The organism is Bacillus sp. FF-1, from assembly GCF_028548245.1.
Taxonomy (GTDB): Bacteria; Bacillota; Bacilli; order Bacillales; family Bacillaceae_G; genus Bacillus_A; species Bacillus_A paranthracis.
In genome coordinates, this window is the sequence record NZ_JAQQGG010000003.1 from 71,988 (window position 1) to 97,850 (window position 25,863).

Consider the following 25,863-nt stretch of genomic DNA (forward strand, 5'->3'; position numbering starts at 1 on the left):
ACATTCTTTTATTCATTTTGCAAATATTAATTTTTAAAATATTATTACTACACTCTTTATAGATTGACTTTATATGAAATGAATACTACTCTTATAAGCAATATTAAAGCTATGCAAAAAGCAATCGTTTGCAACATATGCTTTATTATTATACTTAAGGGAACAATATGCATAGAGATAGTAAAGGGGGATTTTTTATATGCTTAAAGACGCCATCTATCATAGGCCAAAAGATAATTACGCATACGCTTACGATGAAAAAACGATTCATATCCGAATACGTACGAAAAGAGACGATGTTCAAAGCACCAATCTTATTTATGGTGATCCTTATGAATGGACAGACGGGAAGTGGATTTCTTCAAGTGCACCGATGAAAAAAACTGGTTCTACTGCATTATTTGATTATTGGTCCATTTCCATCGAGCCAAAATTTAAGCGCTTACGTTATGGATTTGAATTAAAAGCAGAGACAGAAACGCTTATTTATGCAGAACGCGGATTTTTTTCTAGCATTCCAAATGATGACGTTGGTAACTTTTTCTGTTTTCCATTTATTCATGCAAATGATGTATTCAAAGCACCTTCCTGGATTAAAGATACTGTTTGGTATCAAATTTTCCCAGAACGGTTCGCTAATGGAGATCATACGTTGAATCCAGAAAACACCCTTCCTTGGGGCAGCGCTGAACCAACTCCAACTAATTTTTTCGGCGGAGATTTTGCTGGTATTATGCAAAACCTTGATTACCTTGTTAAGCTTGGAATTTCGGGAATATATTTCACACCTATTTTCAAAGCACATTCAAACCATAAATATGACACAATTGACTACATGGAAATCGATCCGCAATTTGGCACAAAAGAAACATTCAAAGAACTCGTTGAGGCATGTCATACACACGGTATAAAAGTAATGCTCGATGCCGTATTCAATCACAGTGGATACTTTTTCGATAAATTTCAAGACATACTAGAAAATGGTGAACAGTCAGCATATAAAGAATGGTTTCATATTCATGAGTTCCCAATTAGAACTGAGCCACTTCCGAATTATGATACTTTCGCGTTTACACCGTATATGCCGAAATTAAACACTGCACACCCGGATGTAAAAGAATACTTACTTGAAGTAGGGCGTTATTGGGTAAAAGAATTCAATATAGACGGTTGGCGCCTTGATGTAGCAAATGAAGTCGACCATAAATTTTGGAGAGAGTTCCGAAGTGAGATAAAAGCATTAAATTCTGAAGTATATATTTTAGGAGAAATTTGGCACGATGCACTTCCTTGGCTACAAGGAGATCAATTTGATGCTGTAATGAGCTACCCTGTTACAAACGCTCTACTGTCTTACTTTGCTAACAATTCCATTAAGGCAAATGAATTTATGAAACAAATTATAGAATCTCTACATTCCTACTCTATGAATGTAAATGAAGCAGCATTTCATTTATTAGACAGCCATGATACACCAAGAATATTGACAACATGTAACGGAGATAAAAATAAGTTAAAGTTACTTTATGTATTCCACCTTTCTTTCATCGGCTCTCCTTGTATTTATTATGGAGACGAAATTGGTATGGATGGCGGTATGGACCCCGATTGCCGCAAATGTATGGTTTGGGATACGAAAGAACAAGATCATCTATTATTTACACATGTACAAACATTAATTTCGTTACGAAAGCAATATAAAGCATTTGGAGGACATGGTACTTTCCAATTCATTGAAGCAAATGATGAACATAATTATATTTCTTATACAAAAACATATGAAGATGAAACTATCTTTTTCGTTTTAAATCCGACTAATAGTGATATTACAGCTTCACTGCCTCTCCATGTTACTGGAAAGAAAATCATTAATATTTATACAAACGAAGAATTTTCAGCGGAAGCAAGTGTATTACAAGTTACACTTCCTCCATATGGATTCTCCATATTAAAATGGTAACCAAAAAAATCCTTATACCAAAGTGGTATAAGGATTTTTCTTATTTCAATTTGAACACGATTGCTTCATACGGACGTAATGTCATGTTATCTATCGGTCCATTCTCTACGTCGTAATTGTGTATAAATAACTCTGCTTCACTATAACTAATGTCCTCAGGCAATTCAAATACACATTCTTCCGCAGTAAAGTTTGCAATAACAAGAAGTTTTTCTTCTCCATACGTTCTTACATATGCAAAAATAGATGGATTATTCTCCAATATTAAATCATATGATCCATACACAACTATTTCGTTATTTTTGCGTAACTCAATTAATTTTTTATAATAATAAAAAATTGAATCTTTATTTTGGATCGCTTGTTTCACATTGATTTCTTTATAGTTAGGGTTTACCGTAATCCAGGGCTCACCTGTTGTGAATCCAGCATGATCTTTATCATCCCACTGCATCGGTGTTCTAGCATTATCTCTGCCTTTTATATAAATAGACTGCATCACTTTATCTATATTTTCACCGCGCTCTATCACTTTTTCCTTATACATATTTAATGTTTCAATATCTCGATATTCATCAATCGATTCAAATCGAACATTTGTCATTCCGATTTCTTCGCCTTGATAAATATAAGGTGTTCCTTTCATCATATGAAGCACCGTCGCTAACATTTTCGCAGATTCAATGCGATACATTCCATCATTACCAAAACGAGATACAACACGAGGCTGATCATGGTTATTCCAATACAGACTATTCCAGCCTGTATGTTCTAATGCTTTTTGCCACTTCGTTAAATTCTCTTTTAAAGTAAGAAGTGAACATGGTTTTACATCCCATTTTCCGCCTTCTCCTGAGTCTAAATCCATATGTTCAAATTGGAATACCATCTGCAGTTCTTTTCGCTCCTCCCCGGTATACAATTTCGCTTCTTCTGTCGTTACACCAGGCATTTCACCAACCGTCATAATATCATAATGAGACAATACTTCTTCATTCATTTCATGTAAATATTTATGAATGTTTGGACCGTTCATAAAATACTTATGACCTGAAACATACCCCTCTTCTTCTGTTTCAACAGCTGGTAATCCCTCTTCTTTAGAAATAAAATTAATAACATCCATACGGAAGCCATCAATTCCTTTTTCTAACCAAAACTTCATCATTTCATAAACATCTTGTCTTACCTTTTCATTATCCCAATTTAAATCTGGCTGTTTTTTAGAAAACAGATGTAAATAATATTCATCTGTCATTTCATCATACTGCCATGCAGATCCGCTAAACGCTGCTCCCCAGTTATTCGGCTCTTTTCCTTCTTTTCCAGGGCGCCATATATAGTAATCTCTATATTTATTATCTTTTGATTTACGTGATTCAATAAACCAATTATGTTCATCAGAAGTATGATTAACAACTAAGTCCATCATAAGTTTCATATTACGTTCATGCATTTCATGTAATAGCTCATCCCAATCTTCCATTGTTCCGAACTCATTCATAATTTTACAATAATCACTTATATCATAACCATTATCATCATTTGGAGATTCATAGACTGGTGATAACCAAATTACATCAATCCCTAATTCTTTTAAGTAATCTAACTTTGAAATAATACCGCGAAGATCCCCGATGCCATCACCGTTGCTATCCATAAAGCTACGAGGATAAATTTGATATACTACGCTTTCTTTCCACCACTGTTTTTCCATTATGCTACCCCATTTCATTCATAATTCGATTTTCTCTTTTTCAAGGTGCAAACGTTTTCATTAATGAATGATAACAGATTCTATCTTAATTTAAAATAGCGCTTACAACTTTTATTCTTATTTTTCTAAGAAAACATACGAAATTTACTAATATTATTCCAATTCATGAAAACGTTTTATTTTTTTGTTTATTTTTTGAATCTATTCGTTTATAATGAACTCAAAGAAAACGTTTGCATAATTATTTCTAGGGGGAAATACCATGGCAGAACTGAAATTAGAAAACATTTATAAAATATATGATAATAATGTAACAGCTGTAACAGACTTCAATTTACACATTCAAGATAAAGAATTTATCGTATTTGTCGGTCCTTCTGGATGCGGAAAATCTACAACATTACGAATGGTTGCTGGACTAGAAGATATTTCAAAAGGAGAGTTTTCAATTGATGGTAAGCTAATGAATGATGTCCCTCCAAAAGATCGCGATATCGCAATGGTCTTCCAAAACTATGCCCTATATCCACATATGAGTGTATATGATAATATGGCATTTGGATTAAAACTTAGAAAAATACCAAAAGATGAAATTGATCGTCGTGTAAAAGATGCAGCAAAAATTTTAGGACTGGAACAATATTTAGATAGAAAACCGAAAGCATTATCTGGTGGACAACGTCAACGTGTTGCGTTAGGGAGAGCAATCGTTCGAGACGCGAAAGTGTTCTTAATGGATGAGCCATTATCTAACTTAGACGCTAAATTACGTGTTGCAATGCGCTCAGAAATTTCTAAGTTACACCACCGCCTTGGTACGACAACAATTTATGTAACGCATGATCAAACTGAAGCGATGACAATGGCTTCTCGTCTTGTTGTTATGAAAGACGGAAAAATTCAACAAATCGGTACTCCAAAAGAAGTATATGAAACACCTGAAAACATTTTTGTTGGTGGATTTATCGGCTCTCCAGCGATGAATTTCTTCCGTGGTAAATTAACTGAAACCGATTTCGTTATAGACAATGCTGCAAAAATTAAAGTAACTGAAGGAAAAATGAAGATATTACGTGAACAAGGCTATGTAAATAAAGACATTGTTTTAGGTATTCGTCCTGAGGACATTCATGATGAACTATTATTTTTAGAAGCTTCACAATCTACTGCCTTCACAACAAAAATTGAAGTTGCTGAGTTATTAGGTGCTGAATCTATTTTATATATGAAACTTGGAAATCAAGATTTTGCAGCACGTGTTGATGCAAGACATACATTTTCACCTGGTGACCAAATTAAACTAGCATTTGATATGAATAAAGCGCATTTCTTTGATAGTCAAAACGAACAACGCATTCGTTAAAAAATAATTTTCATACAAAAAAACCGTCCACATATATTGAGGGCGGTTTTCACTATTATACGAGGGCTTCTACTGTATGAAATGATTGTCCTTTCGTGCTAATAATACCGAAAATCGGTAAGTCACTTAGCACCACTTCTTCTTGCTGTTTCATAAAAGATGACGTTAATTGTTTTATCTCTATCCATACGTCATTAATACAAAGTACATTGGAATCGTTCTCTTGTTGGCGTGAAAATATAGAATCTATTTTATATAAACCAGCATTTTGAAAAAGCATATCAATGCGACTGAATGCATTCAAAGTAATGCTGATTACGCGTTGCCAATCTCCTTGTTTTTCCATATTATAGGATACAAAAAGTGCTTCTCCGCCTAGATTCGTAATTTCCTCCACTGTTGCTTGTCCACTTTCTTGATCAATGTCCGTCACAATTACTTTTGCGCCTTGTTTAGCCAACAAAAGAGCTGTATTACGTCCAATACCGATGCCACCGCCAGTTACGATAGCAACTTTTCCTGCAAGCTTCATTTTCATTACCCCTTCTATAAGTCTTACCGTCATTCAGTATACTCCTTTATGAGATTAGTCTGCAAGCAAGAAAAGTTGCTTATTCATTTGTAAACGGTTACTTTTTTATTCCTTCTTTTTTCTTACTATTACGCTGATCGAAAACTAAACCGATGAAAATTAAAATCCCCCAAAAGATTACGCTACCTCCAGTCATTTCAATTTCCCCCTTATTATATAAACATATTATTTTAATCATTATAACATTTTCTTAATTTTCAATCTATTAAATCCGAAAATGATATAGATTAACTTTTTCCCTATTATATATCCATTAAAATATATTTGTATAACAAAAAGAGACCTTTGTATATACAAAGGTCTCTTTTTGTTATACAAGACTTATCACTTTCGTTTTTGTAATTAAATCCTGAAAACCACAATTATCTTTGCGGAATAACATCATATATACGTTACATAATATCGGAATTCCAAGCAGTAATATGTTCGGTAATAACAATACAAAAAAACGAATCGTTAATGTTTGTAATGTTAACTTTTCACTCTTCAATGAAATTAATTTTATTCTCGTTACCTTTTTACCAAGTGTTACACCGTTCCAAATAAAGGGTAGCAAAATAAAATATATCGCCATTAATATAAAAACTACTGCAAGATCATATCTATAATCGCCAAAACTAATATTAAAGCGATTAAAAATAGCACTATAATTTCCAGTCATAACAGCTACTACTGCACCATACATAACCGAGATTAAAAACATGTCAATTAGGGAAGCACCTATGCGGTTCATTACAAGCGCTGGACGATGCATCTTTAACTTCATTTTTATGTCGACTCCTTCATATCCTTCTTTACCCGTCTCATCGTACCACTTCTAAAAAACATTGTAAACTAGCGTTTCTCTTACTTTTCTTGTACAATGTGTTACAACAGCATTGTAAAGGAGGTTCCCATATTGAAAAAATGGATAATCCTATTCGTCGCATTCCTATTAGCCGGTTGTGCTGGAAATACAAATCATATAACATATACGATTAACGATGAATACGAACTCATACGTACTTCTGGAAATGCATTTGAACTTTTCCCCACGCAAGATGCTGTATATGCCACACAATACATTCCTGCAAAAATTACAGACATAGCCTGGGATGATAAATACATTATTGCAAAACAAACTGAGGAAAAGTCAGATCCTAATAATCCTGACGCAGCAATTGCAAATAAAAAAAGCGAGCATTATTGGATTATTGACGTAAAGCATAATAAACGTTTTGGCCCCTATAATGAAAAACAATTTCATGAACAAAAAGATGCGTTTAAAATTAAGGTACCTTTTCAAAGTGTAGATTCATACATAGAAGAACAGAAAAAACAGTCAGCATAATAGTTTGAGCGCTGACTGTTTTTTCTTGCATATATTTAAAAACAACTTACTCAGAAAGTGAGATATTAAAAGTTTGTGGCTCTTTTACAACATCTTGCGTTTCTGTATTTGCTGCGATTACATTATCTGTTGTAAATTTAATATCCTTTACCTTTTCTTTTCCATCATCAAGTATTAGGCCGATAATACCATCTCTTGTTTCACCTGGCTTATAGTCTTCCCTTGATACATTTTTTGTACCAACGAGCGTATCTTCATCATATAAAAAGTTTTGCGTTGCTACTTTAAAATGTTGTTTATCATTAATCGCAACATCATTCATAGAGAAAAATTGTATATTTTTATTCCCGCTATTTTCCACCTTATATGTAATTTCAACGTAACGAATCGTATCACTAATCTCTGTACCACTTAGCGATGCATATAACTCCGCATCTTCTTGACTGACTTTATCTCCTAATCTACGCTTTACTTCTTCAGGAGTTAATGCCGTATATACTTTTAATGTATTTTTTGCATCTTTACTCATCTGCGATAAAGAGATTACTTTCACATCTTGTACGTGAATTTTCATTGGTGCTACTTCAAATGTTTGATTCACAGAATGAATTTGTTCTAATTTAAAAGTACCCCATCCTGTTTCTTTCACTTTTTGTCCTACTTTTTTCAGCTCACGCCCACCATATTCTTTTGTTTCAGGAATAGATTCTTTCTTCTTCGGTTCAGCTTTCTTTTCTTCTTGATGGAAGCAACCACTTAACATAAGAAGAAAACTACATAAAACAAAAATACTTTTCCATGCTTTCATCATATAATTTCTCCTAACACTATCATTCATTAATATTAATTAGTCCTTTGCTTTGTAAACTATAGAAACAATGAGAAGTCCACAAAACGAACTTGTCAGTCCAGATACTATTATACCCCCTATTTGGAAAATATGAAAATAGGGATCTACGAACGCGTGCACGATAAATATAATAGTTGCCACAACAATTACCGAAATCCAATATTTTATTTTTTCCGAAGCTAAAATAAGGTCTTTACCCATTGCATTTCTACACTTCCATAAAACGTATACTAATAACAGAAAACCAATACATGTACTTCCATGTTGCATATATTTATAAACAGAGATACCGTACCATTCTCTTTGCAATAATGGTATTTTCATAACAAAATAGCCTGTCTTATGAGTGAATGCATCCCAAACAACATGCGTTAACATACCGAATAATGCTGAATAACAAAATACAAAGAAATCTTTCCTTGTGTAAAGCCCCCACCTCTCATCTACTGCATATGTATAGTAGCCAGCAAATGGTTTAGGTAAATGTGTTATAAACGGCTTTTTTAAAATGTAGTGATATATGTATGCTAATAAAAATACGAGTGGTAAATTAAAATATAAGAATCCAAGCCACGTATGCCCAATTACACCATACGGTCTAAAGTGTAGGAAATATTCAAAGTCAGGCGCCATACTACCTAATATAAGAGCCGTTACTGAAATATGTTGAGAATACTTTTTTGCAAAAGGAAGAACTGCTGCTGGATGTGCAAATGTAAACGGCATGTTTTAACTCCTTTTTATAATTACAATAGATTACATACTATCATAACGACATGAATAATCTCCATGCAATATTTATTTTCACATTGGAATATGATAGTTTAAATGATATAATCCACATAAAATATTCAGAAAATAAGGAGGGATTCACGTGTCATTAACACTTGTCTTTTTTCTTGTTCTGTTTACCTTGTTTTTAAGTACATACATTGGCTTCTATCTATGGAAGCACTACAAAATTATAAAATATATACCTGCTCTCGTTGGTTTTATAAGCATTCTTTTTATTTTCATATGGAAGAGAATGACTTTCGGCTGGGAAGGTCTTGGCTTTGGCGCACTTCAATATACAATACTATTTGCAAGTTGTCTTACCCTTGTATTTGCTGCTTTTTTAGAATCAAAATCCGTTATGAATTGAGGTTTCTATATTGATTGACGTACCCTTTTTACAAAATGTCACATTAAAAAAAGAAAATATCCCTAGTTTCTCCGCATATCCTTACTGTTTACCCGCTATTCGAACATTACAATCACTAGCTTTCCATCCAAATGTAACATTCATTATTGGAGAAAACGGAACGGGGAAGTCAACATTACTCGAAGCGATTGCAATTGCTTTAGGATTTAATGCAGAAGGTGGAACGAAAAACTTCCGTTTTAGTACAAACGATTCACATTCATCTTTACATGAACATCTTCGAATTTCCAAAAGTTTCAATACACCAAACGATGGTTTCTTTCTTCGTGCTGAATCGTTTTATAATGTTGCTTCTTATATTGATGAAATGGATGCCGATTCAGAAGCACGTGGAAATCCAATTATTGACTCATATGGTGGTACTTCACTACACGCCCAATCACACGGTGAGTCATTTTTCTCCTTATTTATGAATCGTTTTTCAGGACAAGGCTTATACATTTTAGATGAGCCCGAGGCCGCTCTATCACCAATGAGACAACTTTCTATGCTCATTCGAATGCATGAACTAGCGGAACAAGGTTCACAATTTGTTATCGCAACGCATTCTCCTATTTTAATGGCTTATCCTGAATCCACTATATATTCTTTAACACAAGAAGGGATTCATGAATCCACATTAGAAGAAACTGAGCATTACCAAACGACGAAACTTTTCTTTGAAAATCGTGATCGATTATTTCATCATTTATTTGAATCATAAAAAAAGAAGCAGCGATTGCTGCTTCTTTTTTATAGTGCTTCTATAAATAATGCTACTCCAATACCGCCGCCGACGCATAGAGAGGCAATTCCTTTTTCTAACCCGCGTCTTTTTAATTCATGAATTAAACTTACAGTAATACGAGCTCCTGTACAACCGATTGGATGTCCAAGTCCTACACCACTACCGTTTACATTCACTTTTTCACGATCTAAACCTAATTCTTTCTCTACAGCTAAGTATTGTGCAGCGAAAGCTTCATTAATTTCCAGTAAATCTGCATCTTCTAATGACCAATCTACTTTTTCTAACCCTTTACGAATTGCTGGTGCTGGTCCAATACCCATAATTTTAGGATCTACTCCAGCTACTGAATATCCAACAATTCTAGCTAACGGTTGTAAGCCTTTTTCTTTCGCTTTTTCTTCGCTCATTAATACTAGAACCGCACTTCCGTCATTCAGGCCAGATGCATTCCCTGCCGTTACAGATCCGTCTTTACGGAAAGCTGGTTTTAATCCTGCTAATTTTTCTGCTGTAATGTCAGCACGTGGATGTTCATCCTTTGAAAATACTACTTCTTTTCTACGTTCTTTTATTGTAATAGGAACAATTTGATCGTCAAAGTATCCAGACTCGATTGCCTTCAATGCCAATGTATGACTACGAAGCGCAACTTCATCTTGTTCCTCTCTTGTAATTTCATATTGTTCAACTAAATTTTCCGCTGTTTCCCCCATCATAATATGATGAATTGGATCTTCTAATACTTCCCACACCGTATCACGAATTTCTCCGTGTTGTAGGCGTTGTCCCCAGCGGTGTTGTTTTAATGCATAAGGGCTTGAACTCATTGCTTCTACTCCACCTGCAACGACAACTTCACTTACACCTAATTGAATTTGCATTGCAGCCGACATAATTGCTTGCATACCTGAAGAACATTGGCGTTGGATTGTATAACCTGTAACTGTGTCAGGAAATCCTGCCGCTAATGCAGCCGTTCTTGCCGTATTTGCTTCATCAGTTCTTTGAATACAATGACCTAAAATCACTTCATCAACTTCGTGTGGTTCTACCCCGCCTCGTTTTACAGCTTCCTGAAGTACAGGAACAGCTAATTCTACTGGCGTTACATTTTTTAGCGCTCCCCCAAAAGTTCCAATTGGCGAACGAACTGCAGCTGTAATAACAACATTATGCATTTTGCACTTGCCCCTCTCTTATGTACCCTAGTCAGTTTTTAGGTGAAATTCCATAAGATGTATGTCTACACTTATCATACTATAAACATACTAAAAAATCAAAATATTTAATATAATAAAAATAGAAGGAATTAACCTTCTATTCTGTTAATGCGTATAGAAATTTTTGTAAAATTTTCTCAGTTGTTTTATTCAAATTCGGTAACTTATCTACAGGAAAATATTGAAGCTGTAATCCTTCATGGTCAAGCCTTAATTCCCCGCTCACATGATGCCCCTGATACAGATGAATGACATTAAAAATTTCATCTCCATTTGGATATTGGAAGTACACTTCTTTTCCCGAAAGAACCCCGATAAATTGCATAATTTTCGCATTTAGTCCCGTCTCTTCAAATAGTTCTCTACGAGCAGTTTCTTCTGTAGTTTCTCCTAGCTCCATCGCCCCGCCAGGTACACCCCAATCATATGTATCTGAACGATATTGAAGCAATACTTCTTGATTATCATTTAAGATAATAATTGCTGATCCTACTAGAATAAGCGGCCTTGTACCAACGACTTTGCGTAACTCTTCAATATACCCCAATATGTAAACTCTCCTTTCCTCACCCTCCCTTATCATAACAAAATTTTTCTCCTTTTGTTGATGTAATTTTAAAGAAAAAAGGAAGCTTTCGCTCCCTTTTTTCACCTTTATTTCTTAAAACTTTCATATTTTACAGCTTCAAAAGCTTCTTCTATTTCATCATTACGATAATGGACATATGTAAAACGCCCTAATTCTACTAATCTTGCTATTTCTTGTAACGCTTTATGTTGCTCATATGTTTCCTCAAGCTTAATATGTACATAAAATTTCATTAAAGGATGTTCATATAAAGGTTCTCCCACCTCTACATATACATCTTCCACCCCTTGTACAACTCTTACATAACTTGCAAATTGATACAGTGCTTCTCTGTCTGAAACGATTTTTAATGTATACATATATTCTCCCCCTTTCCTTTACTATATCAAAAAGACAGCCAAACCATGTTATAGAACTATGAAATTTTTTCGACTTGTAATAAACAAGGCGTTTATCCATACATAGGATCTTTTCCCAACATATATTATAGAAAGAATTTTTTCAGTTGAGGTGTTCCTTATGGATCCATACGTCAATATATGTATTTGCATTACGCCAGGCGCCGATATTTCTGATGACCGTATTGCAAAAGATTTAGCAGTTGCAGAATCAATTTGGCACCCGATTACATTTCAAATTCAAGAAGTAATTGTTTTAAATGAACTTTTTCGTTTTTCTGACCGTGAAATTAGTTATAAAGATTCTATTCAAAGTCAGGAAAAATTAGCATCCTTTTTTCAAACTTGTGTAAATGAAGCTCCTGAATGCGACCTTTACATTTGTTATATTGGCAGTGATTATTTCAAAGAAACAGCAGTAATTGCCTGTGCCTACTCTTTAGCAAAACAACAGCAACTTACAGGGTATATCGTTTTAACAAACTCGGCTGCTCCTATGAAAAATATATATACGCTCGCTCATGAAATTGGTCATATTTTATTTACAAGACGTGTTCACGGAAAACTTACTCACGCAGATCCTCATTCCCCAACTGGCTCGGAGCACCATCCTTCTCCAACAAATCTTATGTATCCGATCGTCCCTCGCCCTGAAAATGTCCATATTCAGTCTCTATTAACGAACGAACAAAAAGCTCTCTCTTTACAAAGCTCTTTATTGCAAAGAAAAAAACAGTAACGATTTTGTTACTGTTTAAAACAATAGATTCCAATCAATAAACCACATTCCGGCTGCAACGGATGCAAATATACAACTAAACATAAATACAATTACTCTAAAAATCTCTATATAATATTTCTTTGGAAATATTTTTTTGCATATCCAGAGCAGCCACTTTCCTATTAAACTGAAGAACAAAACATAACCTGATGTGTCATCTAATAAAGTATCGAAATAGTCATCGTGTACCTTTTTAGAAAAGGTAGTATATAGCCCAAAAATCGTTAAACCTAAAAATGTAATAGACAATATACCTAGAAATATACTTTGCATATTTGTTCTCCTCTTAATAAAAAATTCAGTTCGTTCGCTATTAATATAAAGCTAGCTTACAGTTTTTTTCTCCTCAATTTTCAAAGACCATCTCATTAATACATATAAACTTCCGTACAGAAGTAACGGCTCTAACATTCCCCAATATGGGTTGTTCTTCCCTAATTCTTTAAATACAAACATAATGAATAGCGGGACAATAACAGTTAATATCCCAATCCAGCCAAGTATGTATGCTTCTCCAATTAACAGTACTAGCAAGATAACTCCAGCTAGTATATAACTTTGTATAGTCGTTAATTGTAATACAGGTGTCCCATACCATTTATTCATAAACATTAATAATACTAGTAATAAAATCGGTAGCAATGCTGCTACATAAATAATGCTAAATTCTTTTATTTTACTCTTAAATGATGACATTTTAAAAGCAAATATAATTCCTACAATCGTAATCATTAAAACAATTGGGTATCCAATTAATTGTACATTCGTTAATGTAAATTCATGATTTGGGCTTTCAAATAAAATATTTGTAAGTAACCAATACCCGCCAATACCAATTATCATTCCTAAAATACTCTTTATACTCCCGCCTTTATCTTTCTCCATCTCTTTCGCTAATTCTTCCGCATACTCTTTTGGCGAATCACCAAATATATCAATTACCGTTTTCCCTTCTTTCTCACCTTCTATTAAATGAAGTTCTGCATCTTCTAAAAAAGCGTCAACATCTTCTTCTTTCATTCCTTTCGTTATTAAATACACTTTCGTATCAATTAAAAATTTTTCTCCTTCTTTAGAAATCTGCATGATAATCCCTCCCTTATTTAATCGCTTCTCTTCTATTCGTCTTCATCATAATTTCAAGGAAAATTAAAATAAACAAACTTCCGTATAAACATATAATTTGAAATAACATTGGAACAAGGTCTTCTGATGTAAATGTTTTAAACACTAACATAATAGAAAGCGGGATGATTAAATATAAGTTTTTAAACCATCCATTAAAATATATATTTATTGCTACTGTAATGATGAAAATACTACCAGCTAATATATAACTTTGCATTTGGGTGAATATAAACATTTTTGTAGGATAAATCACATCTAATATCGTTACAGCCCCTATTAGAAACATTGGTGCGATTATGACTAACGACCACATAGCAAACCATGTTTTTGTAAAACTTGTTACGAAAGTCATTTTGCGAAGTAGAAAATTAGGACCTATCACAACTAAAATTAATGACAAACTATATCCAACGCACTGAATAAGTGACATCTGTAATAGTCCGTTATTTACTATTAGAACAGAAGCAATAATCCAAAACGATACGATATTCATTACTGTAAAACCAATTTGCTTCCACGTTTCCTGTCTATCTCTTTCCATCACTTTTACAAGTTCATTTGCGTATTCTTTCGGTGAGCTTCCGAAAATTTCTTCTACGCTTTTTCCATTACTCTCACCTTCTATTAAATGAAGTTCTGCGTCTTCAATAAAGCTTTCAATATCGCTTTCTTTCACACTCTTTGCAGTCAAAAACAACCTCATATCTAATAAAAACTTTCGTGCTTCATTTGATAGCATTATTTTCTTCTCCCCTTCCCTTCAAGTAGACGTTCCACACTACTTTGCATCGCTTCCCAGCGATCCATAAATTCATCCAGTGCATCTTCGCCATCTTCTGTTAACGTGTAATACTTCCGTTTTGGACCAGATGGGGATTCCTTCATTACACTTTTTATGAATCCTTCTTTTTGCATTCGTATTAATAACGGATAAATACTTCCCTCACTCGCCATTGTAAAGCCATACTTTGCTAGCTTCTCACTCATTTCATAACCGTATATTTCACCTTCAGAAATAATAGCAAGTAAGCATCCTTCTAAAATCCCTTTCAGCATTTGACTTGTCGACATAATTCAAATCCTCCTACTATCTTGTTTTACAAGATAGATAAGCGTAAGTATCTTGCTTTACAAAATAGTATAGCAGAGACTATTTTGCAAAACAAGATAGCTAACAATATTTTTCCAAATCTTTGCAGGATTTTTCTTATCCACTCTCTAAATAGAGCAATATGAGAACTTTATTACGAAGGGATGTTTTTCATCATGGTTACAAATCGAGTTGTTTTTTTAACAGGTGCTGCAAGTGGTATTGGATATGAAATGGGAAACGCTTTTGCAAAAGAAGGGGCAAAAGTTGTTATTACCGATCGTCTTGAAGAACGTGCAAAAGAAGCTGCTGAACAACTACAAAAAGAGGGCTTTCAAGCTATCGGCTTAAAATGTGATGTTACATCCGAAGAAGAAATAGAAGCATCCATTTCTCAAACTGTTACTCATTTCGGTTCATTAGACATATTAATTAATAATGCAGGCATGCAACACGTTTCACCAATTGAAGATTTTCCAACCGAAAAATTCGAGCTACTAATTAAAATTATGCAAATCGCTCCTTTTATCGCCGTTAAGCATGCCTTTCCCATTATGAAAAAGCAAAAATATGGCCGAATTATTAATGTAGCTTCCATTAATGGCCTCGTTGGATTCGCTGGAAAAGCTGCTTATAATAGCGCAAAACATGGTGTAATTGGATTAACAAAAGTTGCCGCTTTAGAAGGGGCTACTCACGGAATTACTGTTAATGCGCTTTGTCCCGGTTATGTCGATACCCCTCTCGTACGGAATCAATTACAAGACTTGGCCACTACACGAAATGTACCACTTGAAAATGTTCTAGAGGATGTCATTTATCCACTTGTCCCACAAAAACGCTTATTACAAGTACAAGAGATTGCTGATTATGCGATGTTTTTAGCGAGCGAAAAAGCTAAAGGTATAACTGGACAAGCTGTCGTTATCGATGGTGGTTATACTGCTCAATAAAAAATAAAGTTTGCTCACGAAGAGCAAACTTTATTTTTTATCGCGAGGATCATCATACTGTAGTAATTGCCGTGGCAACTTCTCTATTGCAACAATTACCCCATCTAATTTACTTTCAATTCGATGAAGTAAATATAATGTTACAACAATTGGAAACCCTACATTACCTATCATCTTGATCCACTCTTCCATCTTTTTCTCCTCCTTTCATTATATAAATAAGAAAAAAGAACACATTTAGGCATAGAAAAACAAGCTATTATGTATTAGCTTGTTTTTTCGAACAATGATGCAATTTCTCGCTTATAATCTCCACGTATAATACCTTGCTCAGTAATAATACCTGTAATTAATTCATTCGGTGTTACATCAAATGCAGGATTATAAACAGTAGTTCCAACTGGCGTTACCTGTTTCCCAAAAATTTTCGTAACTTCTGTTTCATCTCTTTCTTCAATAACAATTTCTGCACCTGTTTGTTTCGTAATATCAAATGTAGATAGTGGAGCTGCAACGTAGAACGGGATATCGAAATACTTTGCTAATATAGCTAAATTCATCGTTCCGATTTTATTTGCTGTATCCCCATTTGCGACAATTCGGTCCGCTCCTACAATAATTGCGTTGATTTCTTTCGTTTGAATAGCATGAGCTGCCGTATTATCTGTAATAAGTGTTACATCAATACCTGCCTGTTTTAATTCCCAAATCGTTAAGCGACCGCCTTGTAAAACCGGTCTCGTTTCACATGCATATGCATGTAAATGTACACCTTTTTCTTTCCCAATATAAAACGGTGCTAATGCAGTACCATATTTAGCAGTTGCAATACTGCCAGCGTTACAAATTGTTAAAATGTTATCACCGTCTTTAAAGCATGTTAATGCATGTTCTCCAATACTCCGGCATACCGCTTCATCTTCTTGCTGAATACGAAGCGCTTCTTCTTCTAATATTTTTTGCGCTTCTTTTATTGTAGTAATTTCTTGAATAGATTCTCTCATACGATCGATTGCCCAAAATAAATTGACTGCTGTCGGGCGTGACGTCCCTAAATAATTACAATCTCTATTAAACTTCTTTTGAAATTCTTCAATATGTAAAGTAGTATATTTTTTTGATGCAAGCGCCAAGCCAAATGCAGCTACAATTCCAATTGCAGGTGCTCCTCGTACTTCTAGCATGACAATACTTTTCCATACCTCTTCAATCGTCGTTAATGTTTTGTATTCTGTGCTATGCGGCAACTTTGTTTGATTTAATACTGCAATGGCATCACCTTTCCAACTGACAGACCTCGGAATCGTAACAACTGTACTCATGCTTTTACCCCTCCAGAAACTGTCTGTTGGAATAATGATCGGAACAGTTGAATATCAGCGTTTTTAGATTCATATTTTATTAGTTCCCTACCTAAGGATAACGCTTGTTTCTTAGCTTGAATTCTCGTTTCTTTATTTGCTATTTCATCTAAATCAGCTACATGTGCTAAGCCAATTGTTCTTCGGATAAGCTCACATCCAGCAAATCCGACCACATCCGTAAAAATATTTTGCAAAATAATCGGCAACCATTGTTTCTCTTTCGTATATGCTTCTACACCTTCTCCAATCCATAACTTCGTAAAAGTGTCTACGAAATAGCTCCATGTTTTCTCAATATGGAAAAATAGCACACTTCTCTGTTCTTCCTCTCTAGATAGAGCATTTAATAATAGATTTGCAATAAATTGCCCGATGTCAAATCCAAATGGACCGTACGTTGCAAATTCTGGGTCAATCACTTTCGTTTCAGAAGGTGATGAAAAAATACTTCCAGTATGTAAATCTCCATGAATGAGTGCCTCTTTTCTCGTTAAAAATTTATATTTATATTGCGCTACTTTTAGTTTTAAAGTTTTATCACTCCATAGTTCATCTACAGCCAATTGTAACTCCGACTCATAATCATTCGTATCGTAATGCCCAAACGGATCTGTAAACACTAAATCTTCTGTAATTTTGCAAAGGTCTGGATTTACAAATGTACCTTCTAGTACCCTTTTCTCTTCTGACTGTAAACCAAAATCTGAAGTATAAAATAAAACATTCGCTAGAAAACGACCGATATGCTGGGATAGAAGTGGATACTCTTCTCCATCTATTAATCCTTTTCTTGTAATAGTTAATTTTGATAAGTCTTCTATGATTGTTACCGCTAATTCTTCATCATGACTATACACTACCGGCACATATTCCGGCACATACTTTGCAAAAATTTGCAGCGCCTTACTTTCAATCGTCGCTCTTTTTATAGACAACGGCCAGCTCTCACCAACTACTTTCGCATATGGTAGTGCTTGTTTTATTATAATAGACTTCTCTCCATCATCTAATTTGAACACGTAATTTAAATTTCCATCTCCAATTTCATGACAAACTACATTTGCTTTCTTTTCAAAATAGCCATGTTCTTTCGCATATTGTACAGCGGTTACTTCTGTTAATGAATAATATCCCATCGTCTTCTCCCCCTTTTTTTAATTCAGAGGTTTTTCTAACACAGAAAAACCTCTTTCCACTAAGAAAGAGGTTTGAAGTTTATCTTCTCCCCTCTTATCTGCCAGAAAGTTTTACTTTCTGCTGGAATTAGCACCGTGCCTTTTGGCGTCATAAACGCCCCATTTCACAATGGTATTACGGTCGGTTGCTGGGCTTCATCGGGCCAAATCCCTCCACCTGCTCTTGATAAGAGTTGTATAATTTTTTAGAATTTTTAACTTTATGTTGAAGACTATACCAAGAATAAAAATCACTTGTCAACATTTTATTTGTATAATTCTGGACGTCGATCCGCAAAAACTGGAATTCCTTTGCGTACTTCTTTAATTTTCTCGAGTGTAAGCTCTCCAAATAGAATTGATTCTTCTTCATTTGCTTCTACAACAACTTCGCCCCAAGGATCGACAATTAAAGAATGGCCAGCAAACTCATTATTTGGATCCTTCCCTGCCCTATTACATGCTACAACATAACACTGATTTTCAACTGCTCTTGCTTGTAATAGTAAACGCCAATGCGCTAAACGAACTAATGGCCATTCAGCTACAACAAATAAAACTTTTGCACCTTTAGCAGTATGAACGCGCATCCACTCCGGAAAACGAATATCATAGCAAATGGTGCCGGCGCACTCTACATCATCTAACTTAAATTCACCAGTACGATTTCCAGCGATTAAATATTTATGTTCATCCATAAGCTGAAATAAATGCACTTTACTATATTCATTGACTAGTTCTCCTTTATTCGTTACAACATACATTGTATTTGTAACACCTTGTTCCGTTTGCCTTGCTATAGAACCACCAACAATATGTACACCATATTGTTTCGACCATTCTATCAACTTTTCTTTCGTTTCCAATCCATCCCTATCTGCAATTTCAGAGAGTCTCGTTAAATCATAACCTGTTGTCCATAGTTCTGGTAAAACAATAACATCTGGTCTTTCTTTCATCGCTTCACTTATTTTATTTTTAGCATTCTCAATATTTTTTTCTACATCTCCAAAGACAATATCCATTTGAATACATGCGACTTTCATTTTTTCAGCCCCATTCTTATTTTTTTCTTTACAAAATACTGGAAAGATTATATCATTTGTCACTAGAATTGTAACAACTTTCAAAAGAGGTGGAAAGTATGAAATCATTTCAACCTTCTGAGATAGTAACATCATTGCCAACACAATTTTTCGCTTCACTTGTTGCAAAAGTTAACAAAGTTGTAGCAGCTGGTCACGATGTTATTAATCTAGGTCAAGGTAATCCAGATCAACCAACACCGCAGCATATCGTAAAAGCTTTGCAAGATGCTGCAGAAAAGACCATTCATCATAAATATCCGCCATTTCGCGGACATGAAAGCTTAAAAGAAGCCGTGGCAACATTCTATCAACGTGAATATGATGTAGTAGTAAATCCGAAAACTGAAGTTGCTATATTGTTTGGTGGAAAGGCTGGATTAGTAGAATTACCAGTTTGCTTTACAAACCCTGGTGATACAATTCTCGTTCCCGATCCAGGCTATCCAGATTATTTATCAGGAGTTGCTTTAGCGAAAGCACAATTTGAAACAATGCCGCTTATTGCAGAAAATAAGTTTTTACCAGATTATACAAAAATTGACGACTCTATTGCCGAGCGTGCAAAATTAATGTTTTTAAACTATCCAAATAATCCGACCGGTGCTACTGCATCAAAAGATTTCTTTGATGAAACCATTCATTTTGCTAATAAACATAATATATTAGTCGTTCATGATTTTGCTTACGGTGCGATTGGATTCGATGGTCAAAAACCTGTTAGTTTCTTACAAGCAGATGGTGCCAAAGATACAGGAATCGAAATTTACACATTATCGAAAACTTTCAATATGGCTGGCTGGCGCATCGCTTTTGCGGTAGGGAATGAAAGTGTCATTGAAACCATTAACTTATTACAAGATCATATGTATGTTAGTATTTTTGGTGCCATTCAAGATGCTGCCCGCGAAGCACTATTAAGTTCACAGTCTTGCGTCATAGACCTTGTAAATAGTTACGAATCTCGAAGAAACGCTCTTATTTCAGCTTGTCACTCAATTGGTTGGAATGTAGACATTCCAACAGGGTCATTTTTTGCATGGCTTCCTGTTCCAAAAGGATATACTTCTGAGCAATTTTCTAATATTTTACTAGAAAAAGCACATGTCGCAGTTGCTCCTGGTGTTGGATTTGGTGAGCATGGTGAAGGGTACGTCCGCGTTGGTCTCTTGCATACAGAAGATAGATTACGAGAAGCCATTAATCGAATCGATAAATTAAATTTTTTCAAAAAGTAATTGACAACATGAAAAATATCTGACAAAATTCAGTTATCTTAAAAATTTAAACATTTCTAAATACTTCTTATCAAGAGCAGGTGGAGGGACGAGCCCGACGAAACCCGGCAACCGATCTACAATTGTAGACACGGTGCTAATTCTCGCAGCATTACGCTGACAGATAAGGAGCTGGTTGTAAAAAAACCTCTCCTTAGCTGAGAGGTTTTTTTATTTAACTAGGAGGTTATAACAATGAGCGGAATTATAGCGACATATTTAATCCATGATGATTCACATAACTTAGAAAAAAAAGCTGAACAAATTGCACTCGGTTTAACAATTGGCTCTTGGACTCATTTGCCGCATTTATTGCAAGAACAATTAAAACAACATAAAGGCAACGTCATTCATGTTGAGGAATTAGCTGAACATGAACATACCAATTCGTATTTACGTAAAAAAGTAACACGCGGGATTATTAAAATTGAATATCCGTTATTAAATTTCAGTCCAGATTTACCAGCTATTTTAACAACTACATTCGGAAAGCTATCCCTTGATGGCGAAGTAAAATTAATTGACTTAACTTTTTCAGACGAGTTAAAAAAACATTTTCCTGGTCCAAAATTCGGGATAGATGGTATTCGAAATCTTTTACAAGTACATGATCGTCCCCTTTTAATGAGTATTTTTAAAGGAATGATTGGACGAAATATTGGGTATTTAAAAACGCAATTACGCGATCAAGCAATTGGTGGTGTAGATATCGTAAAAGATGATGAAATATTATTTGAAAATGCATTAACACCACTTACGAAACGCATCATATCTGGAAAAGAAGTTTTACAATCCGTATATGAAACGTACGGACATAAAACGTTATATGCCGTAAATTTAACAGGACGAACTTTTGATTTAAAAGAAAATGCGAAACGTGCAGTGCAAGCTGGAGCCGATATTCTATTATTTAACGTATTCTCTTACGGACTAGATGTACTACAATCACTTGCAGAAGATGATGAAATCCCAGTTCCTATTATGGCACATCCTGCTGTAAGTGGTGCTTATTCAGCATCCAAGTTATATGGAGTTTCATCACCATTATTACTTGGAAAGCTACTCCGTTATGCTGGGGCTGACTTTTCATTATTCCCATCTCCATACGGAAGTGTTGCGCTAGAAAAAGAGGAGGCTCTTGCTATCTCAAAATATTTAACTGAAGACGATGTATTTTTCAAGAAGAGCTTTTCTGTTCCGTCTGCTGGTATTCATCCTGGTTTCGTTCCCTTTATTGTACGAGATTTCGGTAAAGATGTTGTTATTAATGCTGGCGGCGGGATACATGGACATCCAAATGGGGCGCAGGGCGGCGGTAAAGCTTTCCGTGCTGCAATTGATGCTACTTTGCAAAATAAACCACTCCATGAAGTAGATGACATAAATTTGCATAGCGCACTACAAATATGGGGAAATCCCTCTCATGAGGTGAAATTATGAGTATTCAAGTATTTTGTGATTTCGATGGCACGATTACAAATAATGATAACATTATGTCCATTATGGAAAAATTCGCACCACCAGAAGCTGAAGAAGTAAAGAATAAAATTTTATCACAAGAGCTATCTATTCAAGAAGGTGTTTCTCAATTATTTCAATTCATACCTACTAATCTGCACGATGAAATTATTCAATTTTTAATAGAGACTGCTGAAATTCGTAACGGTTTTCATGAATTTATACAATTTGTAAATGAAAACAATATTTCCTTTTATGTTATATCAGGTGGAATGGATTTCTTCGTCTATCCACTCTTACAAGGACTCATTCCAAAAGAGCAAATTTACTGTAATGAAACAGATTTTTCAAATGAATACATTACGGTGAATTGGCCTCATCCTTGTGATCGTCTTTGTCAAAATCATTGCGGATTATGTAAATCATCACTCATCCGTAAATTGAGTGATACGAATGACTTCCATATTGTAATTGGAGATTCAATTACCGATTTACAAGCTGCGAAACAAGCGGATAAAGTGTTCGCTCGTGATTTCCTTATTACAAAATGCGAAGAAAATCATATTTCTTATACAGCATTTGAAACGTTTCACGATGTTCAAACTGAATTAAAACATTTGTTGGAGGTGAAATTATGAAACAACTTTTTCGTCAATGGTATGACTTAAGCGAGATAAAAAAAGAATTAACAACACGAAATTGGTTTCCAGCAACGAGTGGTAATATTTCTATAAAGGTTAGTCATGAACCACTCACTTTTCTCATTACAGCAAGCGGTAAAGATAAAACAAAAACGACTCCAGATGACTTTCTACTAGTAGATCATCTAGGGGTTCCCGTATTAGAGACTGAATTACGCCCTTCAGCAGAAACAATCTTGCATACACATATTTATAACAATACGAATGCTGGGTGTGTCCTTCATGTTCATACAACTGATAACAATGTTATCACAAATTTATATAGTGATGCAGTCACACTTCAAAATCAAGAAATTATTAAAGCTCTCGATATTTGGGAAGAAGATGCAACAATTCACATTCCTATTATCGAAAACCATGCTCATATCCCAACGCTTGGAGAAAACTTCCGCAAGCATATACAGGGAGATTCGGGGGCAGTATTAATCCGTAACCATGGTATTACCGTATGGGGCCGAGATAGCTTTGATGCAAAGAAAAGATTAGAAGCTTATGAGTTTTTATTCCAATTTCATATAAAACTATTATCAATTCAAGGAGGCGTTTCTAATGGCGCAAATTCGTATTCATGAAGTAAATACTCGCATTGAAAATGAAGTGGAAGTATCTAAATTTCTACAAGAGGAAGGCGTTTTATATGAGAAATGGAATATTTCCAAACTTCCTACTCATTTAAAAGAAAATTACTCATTAACAGATGAAAACAAAGCTGAAATATTAGCTGTGTTTTCAAAAGAAATTGCTGATGTTTCAGCACGCCGAGGTTATAAAGCACATGATGTAATTTCACTTTCAAATAGCACACCTAACCTTGACGAATTATTAATTAATTTTCAAAAAGAACACCATCATACTGATGATGAAGTTCGCTTTATTGTTAGTGGTCATGGCATCTTTGCCATTGAAGGAAAAGATGGGACATTCTTTGACGTTGAACTTGAGCCAGGCGATCTCATATCTGTTCCTGAAAATGCAAGACATTATTTTACCTTGCAAGATGATCGTCAAGTTGTAGCTATTCGTATTTTTGTTACAACTGAAGGTTGGGTTCCAATCTATTAAGGTAGTTAGTTGAATAAAAGGTCTTGGACCCCCTTTTCCAACCTTTTATTCACTCTACATATATACATCCTCCTATGGAACAGGCTTATTTCATTTTGAAATAAGCCTGATTTTTTATGGTTCTAACCGTATTATTCCTTCTTTTCAGTACAATCTCTCCCTTCAATTTTTCAAGTATATTTATTAATACTTTTTGAACATTTATTGAACTTTTTTTGAATTTTTTCTGAAAATTCTGTTTTATATATGATATACTACAATTAACTAAGAAGGAAAAAATATCGCAAACAGAGGGGGATAATCATGAGTTTACTTATCGCACTTATACTAGGGGTTACGTGTGGAGCACTTCCTATTATTCTAGGAGCTATTATGGAAGAATTAGAAGTTGGTGTTTTAGGTTTTGTTGCATCTTGTGTAAGCGCTTTATTTTTCGGGTTGTTCGGTGCTATTCCTGTTTCAATTCTGTGTGCATTTTATATAATACGCCATGCTCGTACAAAACAATTTGGTCCTAATCACATCGCGCAAGTTATTCCATTCCCAATGGAACGATGCCGCCGGGCTTCTAGCTTATAATTACAAAATTAAAAATAAAAGTCCTCAAATGAGGACTTTTATTTTTTTTCTTCTAGAAATTGAAACAATTCTTGTAGGTGCAAAGCGTCTTCACTATAGCTAACAGATACATGATATATACCATCAATCTCCGCTTCCATGTAAAGGTCAACTCCATCTCGATCATATTTCAATGCCAAATAAAATTCCATTTCTTCTAGCATCTTTTTTGAAGTTCGAATAACGTAATGCCCTTTCTCATCTCTTCCATATTCGAAATTCGGTTCAAAATCATATTTTTGTTTAAAAGCTTCTTTTTGTTTTTCATTAATTTGTATACATGTTGCTCTTTGTACAGTATCAATCATCTCATCAAATTTTTGAAGATCCATCTCATTTACCCCCTTACATATTTTTTGTATAACACTTGTGTTCCGCTATTTTCTTCCCCATCTTTTATTAGCTCTTCATACAATTCCTTCGCCAAACTTAAACCTGGTACTGGTAATTGTAATCTTTCAGCCTCATCTAACGCGATCTTCATATCTTTCATAAAATGCTTTACATAAAAACCTGGTTCAAAATCTCCCTTTAACATTCGAGGAGCTAAATTACTTAATGACCAGCTACCTGCTGCTCCCGTTGAAATACTCTCCAATACTTTATCAGGATCTAATCCAGCCTTTTTTGCATAAGCAACAGCTTCACATACTCCAATCATATTAGAAGCAATCGCAATTTGATTGCACATTTTTGTATGTTGTCCACTTCCAGCAGGCCCTTGCAACTGAATATTTGTTCCTAGTTTTTCAAATAACGGTAAACATCTATCATATATTTCTTTCTCTCCACCGACCATAATTGCGAGTCTTGCTTCTTTCGCACCAACGTCTCCTCCAGATACAGGTGCATCTAACGTATATACATTCTTACTTTTACCGGCTTCATTAATACGTTTTGCCAATGTTGGTGTAGATGTCGTGAAATCAATTGCAATCGTACCTTCATTTGCATTCTCCAAAATTCCATCTATCCCAAAGTACACTTCTTCTACATCATGTGGATACCCAACCATAGTCATTACAACATCAACTTGCTTTACTAACTCTTTCGGTGTATCACACCAATTTGCACCATCTTGTACTAAAGAGTCTGTTTTCGATTTTGTTCTATTATATACATATACTGTATGACCGTCTTGCATGAAATGACGCACCATACTTTTTCCCATTACACCAATACCAATGAAACCAATTGATACATTTTTATGTTTCATTT

32 protein-coding genes and 2 riboswitches are annotated in these 25,863 nt (G+C 34.7%); of the genes, 13 read left to right on the top strand and 19 right to left on the bottom strand.

The window, feature by feature from the left end:
- Positions 1-199 precede the first annotated feature (199 nt).
- A complete protein-coding gene (locus PQF83_RS10690) occupies positions 200-1,960 on the top strand; it encodes an alpha-glycosidase (RefSeq protein ID WP_000910089.1) in 1,761 nt (586 codons plus the stop codon).
- A gap of 40 nt (positions 1,961-2,000) precedes the next feature.
- Here PQF83_RS10690 and malL read toward each other — a convergent pair whose 3' ends face one another.
- A complete protein-coding gene (malL, locus tag PQF83_RS10695; RefSeq protein WP_000415194.1) occupies positions 2,001-3,677 on the bottom strand; it encodes an oligo-1,6-glucosidase in 1,677 nt (558 codons plus the stop codon).
- Between the two features lie 262 nt (positions 3,678-3,939).
- Here malL and PQF83_RS10700 point away from each other — a divergent pair, with 262 nt between their 5' ends.
- A complete protein-coding gene (locus tag PQF83_RS10700) occupies positions 3,940-5,040 on the top strand; it encodes an ABC transporter ATP-binding protein (RefSeq protein ID WP_000818923.1) in 1,101 nt (366 codons plus the stop codon).
- Between the two features lie 55 nt (positions 5,041-5,095).
- Here PQF83_RS10700 and PQF83_RS10705 read toward each other — a convergent pair whose 3' ends face one another.
- From PQF83_RS10705 to PQF83_RS10715, 3 genes are all read right to left on the bottom strand, one after another.
- Positions 5,096-5,605 (bottom strand): SDR family NAD(P)-dependent oxidoreductase, encoded by a 510-nt coding sequence (locus tag PQF83_RS10705; RefSeq protein WP_000218426.1) that lies wholly within the window; start codon positions 5,603-5,605, stop codon positions 5,096-5,098.
- 64 nt (positions 5,606-5,669) lie between these two features.
- On the bottom strand, positions 5,670-5,768 hold the full coding sequence (locus PQF83_RS10710) for a hypothetical protein (RefSeq protein WP_000145656.1): 99 nt from the start codon (positions 5,766-5,768) through the stop codon (positions 5,670-5,672).
- A 174-nt stretch (positions 5,769-5,942) separates the two neighbouring features.
- The gene (locus PQF83_RS10715) at positions 5,943-6,398 is read right to left on the bottom strand and encodes an RDD family protein (RefSeq protein WP_000769088.1); all 456 of its coding nucleotides are present in this window, start codon (positions 6,396-6,398) and stop codon (positions 5,943-5,945) included.
- Positions 6,399-6,530: 132 nt separating this feature from the next.
- On the opposite strand from PQF83_RS10715, the gene PQF83_RS10720 reads away from it, so the two are divergent.
- Positions 6,531-6,962, top strand: a complete 432-nt coding sequence (locus tag PQF83_RS10720) for a DUF3997 domain-containing protein (protein ID WP_000758783.1) — start codon at positions 6,531-6,533, stop codon at positions 6,960-6,962.
- Positions 6,963-7,008: 46 nt separating this feature from the next.
- Here PQF83_RS10720 and PQF83_RS10725 read toward each other — a convergent pair whose 3' ends face one another.
- Both PQF83_RS10725 and PQF83_RS10730 read right to left on the bottom strand, forming a co-directional pair.
- The gene (locus tag PQF83_RS10725; protein WP_000973892.1) at positions 7,009-7,773 is read right to left on the bottom strand and encodes a hypothetical protein; all 765 of its coding nucleotides are present in this window, start codon (positions 7,771-7,773) and stop codon (positions 7,009-7,011) included.
- Between the two features lie 36 nt (positions 7,774-7,809).
- Positions 7,810-8,538: a DUF4184 family protein gene (locus tag PQF83_RS10730; protein WP_001116876.1), complete on the bottom strand. Its 729-nt coding sequence runs from the start codon at positions 8,536-8,538 to the stop codon at positions 7,810-7,812.
- Positions 8,539-8,686: 148 nt separating this feature from the next.
- Between PQF83_RS10730 and PQF83_RS10735 the strand changes: the two genes are divergently transcribed.
- Together PQF83_RS10735 and PQF83_RS10740 are read left to right on the top strand one after the other, a co-directional pair.
- Entirely contained in the window at positions 8,687-8,956 is a 270-nt protein-coding gene (locus tag PQF83_RS10735; RefSeq protein WP_000059970.1) for a hypothetical protein, read from the top strand.
- Positions 8,957-8,966: 10 nt separating this feature from the next.
- Positions 8,967-9,719 carry an AAA family ATPase gene (locus tag PQF83_RS10740; RefSeq protein WP_000567994.1) on the top strand — a complete coding sequence of 251 codons (753 nt, stop codon included), beginning with the start codon at positions 8,967-8,969 and terminating at the stop codon, positions 9,717-9,719.
- Positions 9,720-9,748: 29 nt separating this feature from the next.
- Here PQF83_RS10740 and PQF83_RS10745 read toward each other — a convergent pair whose 3' ends face one another.
- The 3 genes from PQF83_RS10745 to PQF83_RS10755 all read right to left on the bottom strand — a co-directional run bounded on the left by PQF83_RS10745 (position 9,749) and on the right by PQF83_RS10755 (position 11,914).
- Positions 9,749-10,924 (bottom strand): acetyl-CoA C-acetyltransferase, encoded by a 1,176-nt coding sequence (locus PQF83_RS10745; RefSeq protein WP_000552083.1) that lies wholly within the window; start codon positions 10,922-10,924, stop codon positions 9,749-9,751.
- Positions 10,925-11,063: 139 nt separating this feature from the next.
- A complete protein-coding gene (locus PQF83_RS10750) occupies positions 11,064-11,513 on the bottom strand; it encodes an NUDIX hydrolase (RefSeq protein WP_000540524.1) in 450 nt (149 codons plus the stop codon).
- A 107-nt stretch (positions 11,514-11,620) separates the two neighbouring features.
- A complete protein-coding gene (locus PQF83_RS10755; RefSeq protein ID WP_000288327.1) occupies positions 11,621-11,914 on the bottom strand; it encodes a DUF3928 family protein in 294 nt (97 codons plus the stop codon).
- 160 nt (positions 11,915-12,074) lie between these two features.
- Here PQF83_RS10755 and PQF83_RS10760 point away from each other — a divergent pair, with 160 nt between their 5' ends.
- Positions 12,075-12,692 carry an ImmA/IrrE family metallo-endopeptidase gene (locus PQF83_RS10760; RefSeq protein WP_000371612.1) on the top strand — a complete coding sequence of 206 codons (618 nt, stop codon included), beginning with the start codon at positions 12,075-12,077 and terminating at the stop codon, positions 12,690-12,692.
- A gap of 15 nt (positions 12,693-12,707) precedes the next feature.
- On the opposite strand, the gene PQF83_RS10765 is transcribed toward PQF83_RS10760, so the two are convergent.
- Genes PQF83_RS10765 through PQF83_RS10780 form a run of 4 tightly spaced genes read right to left on the bottom strand, consistent with a single transcriptional unit; the run spans position 12,708 to position 14,933 of the window.
- Positions 12,708-13,007, bottom strand: coding sequence for a hypothetical protein (locus tag PQF83_RS10765; protein WP_001190640.1), 300 nt, complete (start codon positions 13,005-13,007; stop codon positions 12,708-12,710).
- Positions 13,008-13,058: 51 nt separating this feature from the next.
- On the bottom strand, positions 13,059-13,820 hold the full coding sequence (locus tag PQF83_RS10770) for a DUF1129 domain-containing protein (RefSeq protein WP_001167269.1): 762 nt from the start codon (positions 13,818-13,820) through the stop codon (positions 13,059-13,061).
- A gap of 13 nt (positions 13,821-13,833) precedes the next feature.
- The gene (locus PQF83_RS10775; RefSeq protein WP_000950449.1) at positions 13,834-14,601 is read right to left on the bottom strand and encodes a DUF1129 domain-containing protein; all 768 of its coding nucleotides are present in this window, start codon (positions 14,599-14,601) and stop codon (positions 13,834-13,836) included.
- A complete protein-coding gene (locus PQF83_RS10780; protein ID WP_000107963.1) occupies positions 14,601-14,933 on the bottom strand; it encodes a PadR family transcriptional regulator in 333 nt (110 codons plus the stop codon). Before PQF83_RS10780 ends, PQF83_RS10775 begins: the two co-directional genes overlap by 1 nt.
- 195 nt (positions 14,934-15,128) lie before the next feature.
- Here PQF83_RS10780 and PQF83_RS10785 point away from each other — a divergent pair, with 195 nt between their 5' ends.
- Positions 15,129-15,905 (top strand): 3-hydroxybutyrate dehydrogenase, encoded by a 777-nt coding sequence (locus PQF83_RS10785; protein WP_000258438.1) that lies wholly within the window; start codon positions 15,129-15,131, stop codon positions 15,903-15,905.
- A gap of 30 nt (positions 15,906-15,935) precedes the next feature.
- Here the strand turns inward: PQF83_RS10785 and PQF83_RS10790 are convergent, their stop codons facing one another.
- From PQF83_RS10790 to PQF83_RS10805, 4 genes are all read right to left on the bottom strand, one after another.
- Positions 15,936-16,097 (bottom strand): YvrJ family protein, encoded by a 162-nt coding sequence (locus PQF83_RS10790; RefSeq protein WP_000393331.1) that lies wholly within the window; start codon positions 16,095-16,097, stop codon positions 15,936-15,938.
- Positions 16,098-16,171: 74 nt separating this feature from the next.
- Positions 16,172-17,227: an S-methyl-5-thioribose-1-phosphate isomerase gene (gene mtnA, locus PQF83_RS10795; protein ID WP_000109053.1), complete on the bottom strand. Its 1,056-nt coding sequence runs from the start codon at positions 17,225-17,227 to the stop codon at positions 16,172-16,174.
- A complete protein-coding gene (mtnK, locus tag PQF83_RS10800) occupies positions 17,224-18,405 on the bottom strand; it encodes an S-methyl-5-thioribose kinase (protein WP_000542706.1) in 1,182 nt (393 codons plus the stop codon). The genes mtnA and mtnK overlap by 4 nt, the downstream gene beginning before the upstream one ends.
- A gap of 91 nt (positions 18,406-18,496) precedes the next feature.
- Positions 18,497-18,638: riboswitch (SAM riboswitch) on the bottom strand.
- 72 nt (positions 18,639-18,710) lie between these two features.
- Positions 18,711-19,574 (bottom strand): carbon-nitrogen family hydrolase, encoded by an 864-nt coding sequence (locus PQF83_RS10805; RefSeq protein WP_033671968.1) that lies wholly within the window; start codon positions 19,572-19,574, stop codon positions 18,711-18,713.
- 14 nt (positions 19,575-19,588) lie between these two features.
- On the opposite strand from PQF83_RS10805, the gene PQF83_RS10810 reads away from it, so the two are divergent.
- From PQF83_RS10810 to PQF83_RS10835, 6 genes are all read left to right on the top strand, one after another.
- Positions 19,589-20,767 carry a pyridoxal phosphate-dependent aminotransferase gene (locus PQF83_RS10810; RefSeq protein WP_000834736.1) on the top strand — a complete coding sequence of 393 codons (1,179 nt, stop codon included), beginning with the start codon at positions 19,589-19,591 and terminating at the stop codon, positions 20,765-20,767.
- A 64-nt stretch (positions 20,768-20,831) separates the two neighbouring features.
- Positions 20,832-20,937: riboswitch (SAM riboswitch) on the top strand.
- A 64-nt stretch (positions 20,938-21,001) separates the two neighbouring features.
- Positions 21,002-22,246 carry a 2,3-diketo-5-methylthiopentyl-1-phosphate enolase gene (gene mtnW / locus PQF83_RS10815; protein WP_000014190.1) on the top strand — a complete coding sequence of 415 codons (1,245 nt, stop codon included), beginning with the start codon at positions 21,002-21,004 and terminating at the stop codon, positions 22,244-22,246.
- Positions 22,243-22,902 carry a 2-hydroxy-3-keto-5-methylthiopentenyl-1-phosphate phosphatase gene (gene mtnX / locus PQF83_RS10820; RefSeq protein ID WP_000027458.1) on the top strand — a complete coding sequence of 220 codons (660 nt, stop codon included), beginning with the start codon at positions 22,243-22,245 and terminating at the stop codon, positions 22,900-22,902. The genes mtnW and mtnX overlap by 4 nt, the downstream gene beginning before the upstream one ends.
- The gene (locus tag PQF83_RS10825) at positions 22,899-23,537 is read left to right on the top strand and encodes a methylthioribulose 1-phosphate dehydratase (protein WP_000811326.1); all 639 of its coding nucleotides are present in this window, start codon (positions 22,899-22,901) and stop codon (positions 23,535-23,537) included. The genes mtnX and PQF83_RS10825 overlap by 4 nt, the downstream gene beginning before the upstream one ends.
- Positions 23,515-24,027 carry a 1,2-dihydroxy-3-keto-5-methylthiopentene dioxygenase gene (locus PQF83_RS10830; protein WP_000057311.1) on the top strand — a complete coding sequence of 171 codons (513 nt, stop codon included), beginning with the start codon at positions 23,515-23,517 and terminating at the stop codon, positions 24,025-24,027. The genes PQF83_RS10825 and PQF83_RS10830 overlap by 23 nt, the downstream gene beginning before the upstream one ends.
- A gap of 303 nt (positions 24,028-24,330) precedes the next feature.
- A complete protein-coding gene (locus tag PQF83_RS10835; RefSeq protein WP_000054669.1) occupies positions 24,331-24,606 on the top strand; it encodes a hypothetical protein in 276 nt (91 codons plus the stop codon).
- A 38-nt stretch (positions 24,607-24,644) separates the two neighbouring features.
- Here PQF83_RS10835 and PQF83_RS10840 read toward each other — a convergent pair whose 3' ends face one another.
- Together PQF83_RS10840 and PQF83_RS10845 are read right to left on the bottom strand one after the other, a co-directional pair.
- Positions 24,645-24,977, bottom strand: coding sequence for a DUF3909 family protein (locus PQF83_RS10840; protein WP_000365613.1), 333 nt, complete (start codon positions 24,975-24,977; stop codon positions 24,645-24,647).
- 5 nt (positions 24,978-24,982) lie between these two features.
- Positions 24,983-25,861, bottom strand: a complete 879-nt coding sequence (locus PQF83_RS10845) for an NAD(P)-dependent oxidoreductase (protein WP_000681095.1) — start codon at positions 25,859-25,861, stop codon at positions 24,983-24,985.
- Between the last annotated feature and the right edge of the window lie 2 nt (positions 25,862-25,863).

What these genes read in the sequence shown, in the direction of transcription:
- PQF83_RS10725 (WP_000973892.1), bottom strand. Translation starts at nt 7,773, where the DNA reads ATGATGAAAGCATGGAAAAGTATTTTTGTTTTATGTAGTTTTCTTCTT.
- PQF83_RS10700 (WP_000818923.1), top strand. Translation starts at nt 3,940, where the DNA reads ATGGCAGAACTGAAATTAGAAAACATTTATAAAATATATGATAATAAT.
- PQF83_RS10755 (WP_000288327.1), bottom strand. Translation starts at nt 11,914, where the DNA reads ATGTATACATTAAAAATCGTTTCAGACAGAGAAGCACTGTATCAATTT.
- PQF83_RS10705 (WP_000218426.1), bottom strand. Translation starts at nt 5,605, where the DNA reads ATGACGGTAAGACTTATAGAAGGGGTAATGAAAATGAAGCTTGCAGGA.
- PQF83_RS10730 (WP_001116876.1), bottom strand. Translation starts at nt 8,538, where the DNA reads ATGCCGTTTACATTTGCACATCCAGCAGCAGTTCTTCCTTTTGCAAAA.
- PQF83_RS10760 (WP_000371612.1), top strand. Translation starts at nt 12,075, where the DNA reads ATGGATCCATACGTCAATATATGTATTTGCATTACGCCAGGCGCCGAT.
- PQF83_RS10825 (WP_000811326.1), top strand. Translation starts at nt 22,899, where the DNA reads ATGAAACAACTTTTTCGTCAATGGTATGACTTAAGCGAGATAAAAAAA.
- malL (WP_000415194.1), bottom strand. Translation starts at nt 3,677, where the DNA reads ATGGAAAAACAGTGGTGGAAAGAAAGCGTAGTATATCAAATTTATCCT.
- PQF83_RS10710 (WP_000145656.1), bottom strand. Translation starts at nt 5,768, where the DNA reads ATGACTGGAGGTAGCGTAATCTTTTGGGGGATTTTAATTTTCATCGGT.
- PQF83_RS10765 (WP_001190640.1), bottom strand. Translation starts at nt 13,007, where the DNA reads ATGCAAAGTATATTTCTAGGTATATTGTCTATTACATTTTTAGGTTTA.
- PQF83_RS10775 (WP_000950449.1), bottom strand. Translation starts at nt 14,601, where the DNA reads ATGCTATCAAATGAAGCACGAAAGTTTTTATTAGATATGAGGTTGTTT.
- PQF83_RS10810 (WP_000834736.1), top strand. Translation starts at nt 19,589, where the DNA reads ATGAAATCATTTCAACCTTCTGAGATAGTAACATCATTGCCAACACAA.
- PQF83_RS10780 (WP_000107963.1), bottom strand. Translation starts at nt 14,933, where the DNA reads ATGTCGACAAGTCAAATGCTGAAAGGGATTTTAGAAGGATGCTTACTT.
- PQF83_RS10845 (WP_000681095.1), bottom strand. Translation starts at nt 25,861, where the DNA reads ATGAAACATAAAAATGTATCAATTGGTTTCATTGGTATTGGTGTAATG.
- PQF83_RS10835 (WP_000054669.1), top strand. Translation starts at nt 24,331, where the DNA reads ATGAGTTTACTTATCGCACTTATACTAGGGGTTACGTGTGGAGCACTT.
- PQF83_RS10770 (WP_001167269.1), bottom strand. Translation starts at nt 13,820, where the DNA reads ATGCAGATTTCTAAAGAAGGAGAAAAATTTTTAATTGATACGAAAGTG.
- PQF83_RS10830 (WP_000057311.1), top strand. Translation starts at nt 23,515, where the DNA reads ATGGCGCAAATTCGTATTCATGAAGTAAATACTCGCATTGAAAATGAA.
- mtnX (WP_000027458.1), top strand. Translation starts at nt 22,243, where the DNA reads ATGAGTATTCAAGTATTTTGTGATTTCGATGGCACGATTACAAATAAT.
- PQF83_RS10715 (WP_000769088.1), bottom strand. Translation starts at nt 6,398, where the DNA reads ATGAAGTTAAAGATGCATCGTCCAGCGCTTGTAATGAACCGCATAGGT.
- PQF83_RS10840 (WP_000365613.1), bottom strand. Translation starts at nt 24,977, where the DNA reads ATGGATCTTCAAAAATTTGATGAGATGATTGATACTGTACAAAGAGCA.
- PQF83_RS10790 (WP_000393331.1), bottom strand. Translation starts at nt 16,097, where the DNA reads ATGGAAGAGTGGATCAAGATGATAGGTAATGTAGGGTTTCCAATTGTT.
- mtnK (WP_000542706.1), bottom strand. Translation starts at nt 18,405, where the DNA reads ATGGGATATTATTCATTAACAGAAGTAACCGCTGTACAATATGCGAAA.
- PQF83_RS10690 (WP_000910089.1), top strand. Translation starts at nt 200, where the DNA reads ATGCTTAAAGACGCCATCTATCATAGGCCAAAAGATAATTACGCATAC.
- mtnW (WP_000014190.1), top strand. Translation starts at nt 21,002, where the DNA reads ATGAGCGGAATTATAGCGACATATTTAATCCATGATGATTCACATAAC.
- PQF83_RS10745 (WP_000552083.1), bottom strand. Translation starts at nt 10,924, where the DNA reads ATGCATAATGTTGTTATTACAGCTGCAGTTCGTTCGCCAATTGGAACT.
- PQF83_RS10785 (WP_000258438.1), top strand. Translation starts at nt 15,129, where the DNA reads ATGGTTACAAATCGAGTTGTTTTTTTAACAGGTGCTGCAAGTGGTATT.
- mtnA (WP_000109053.1), bottom strand. Translation starts at nt 17,227, where the DNA reads ATGAGTACAGTTGTTACGATTCCGAGGTCTGTCAGTTGGAAAGGTGAT.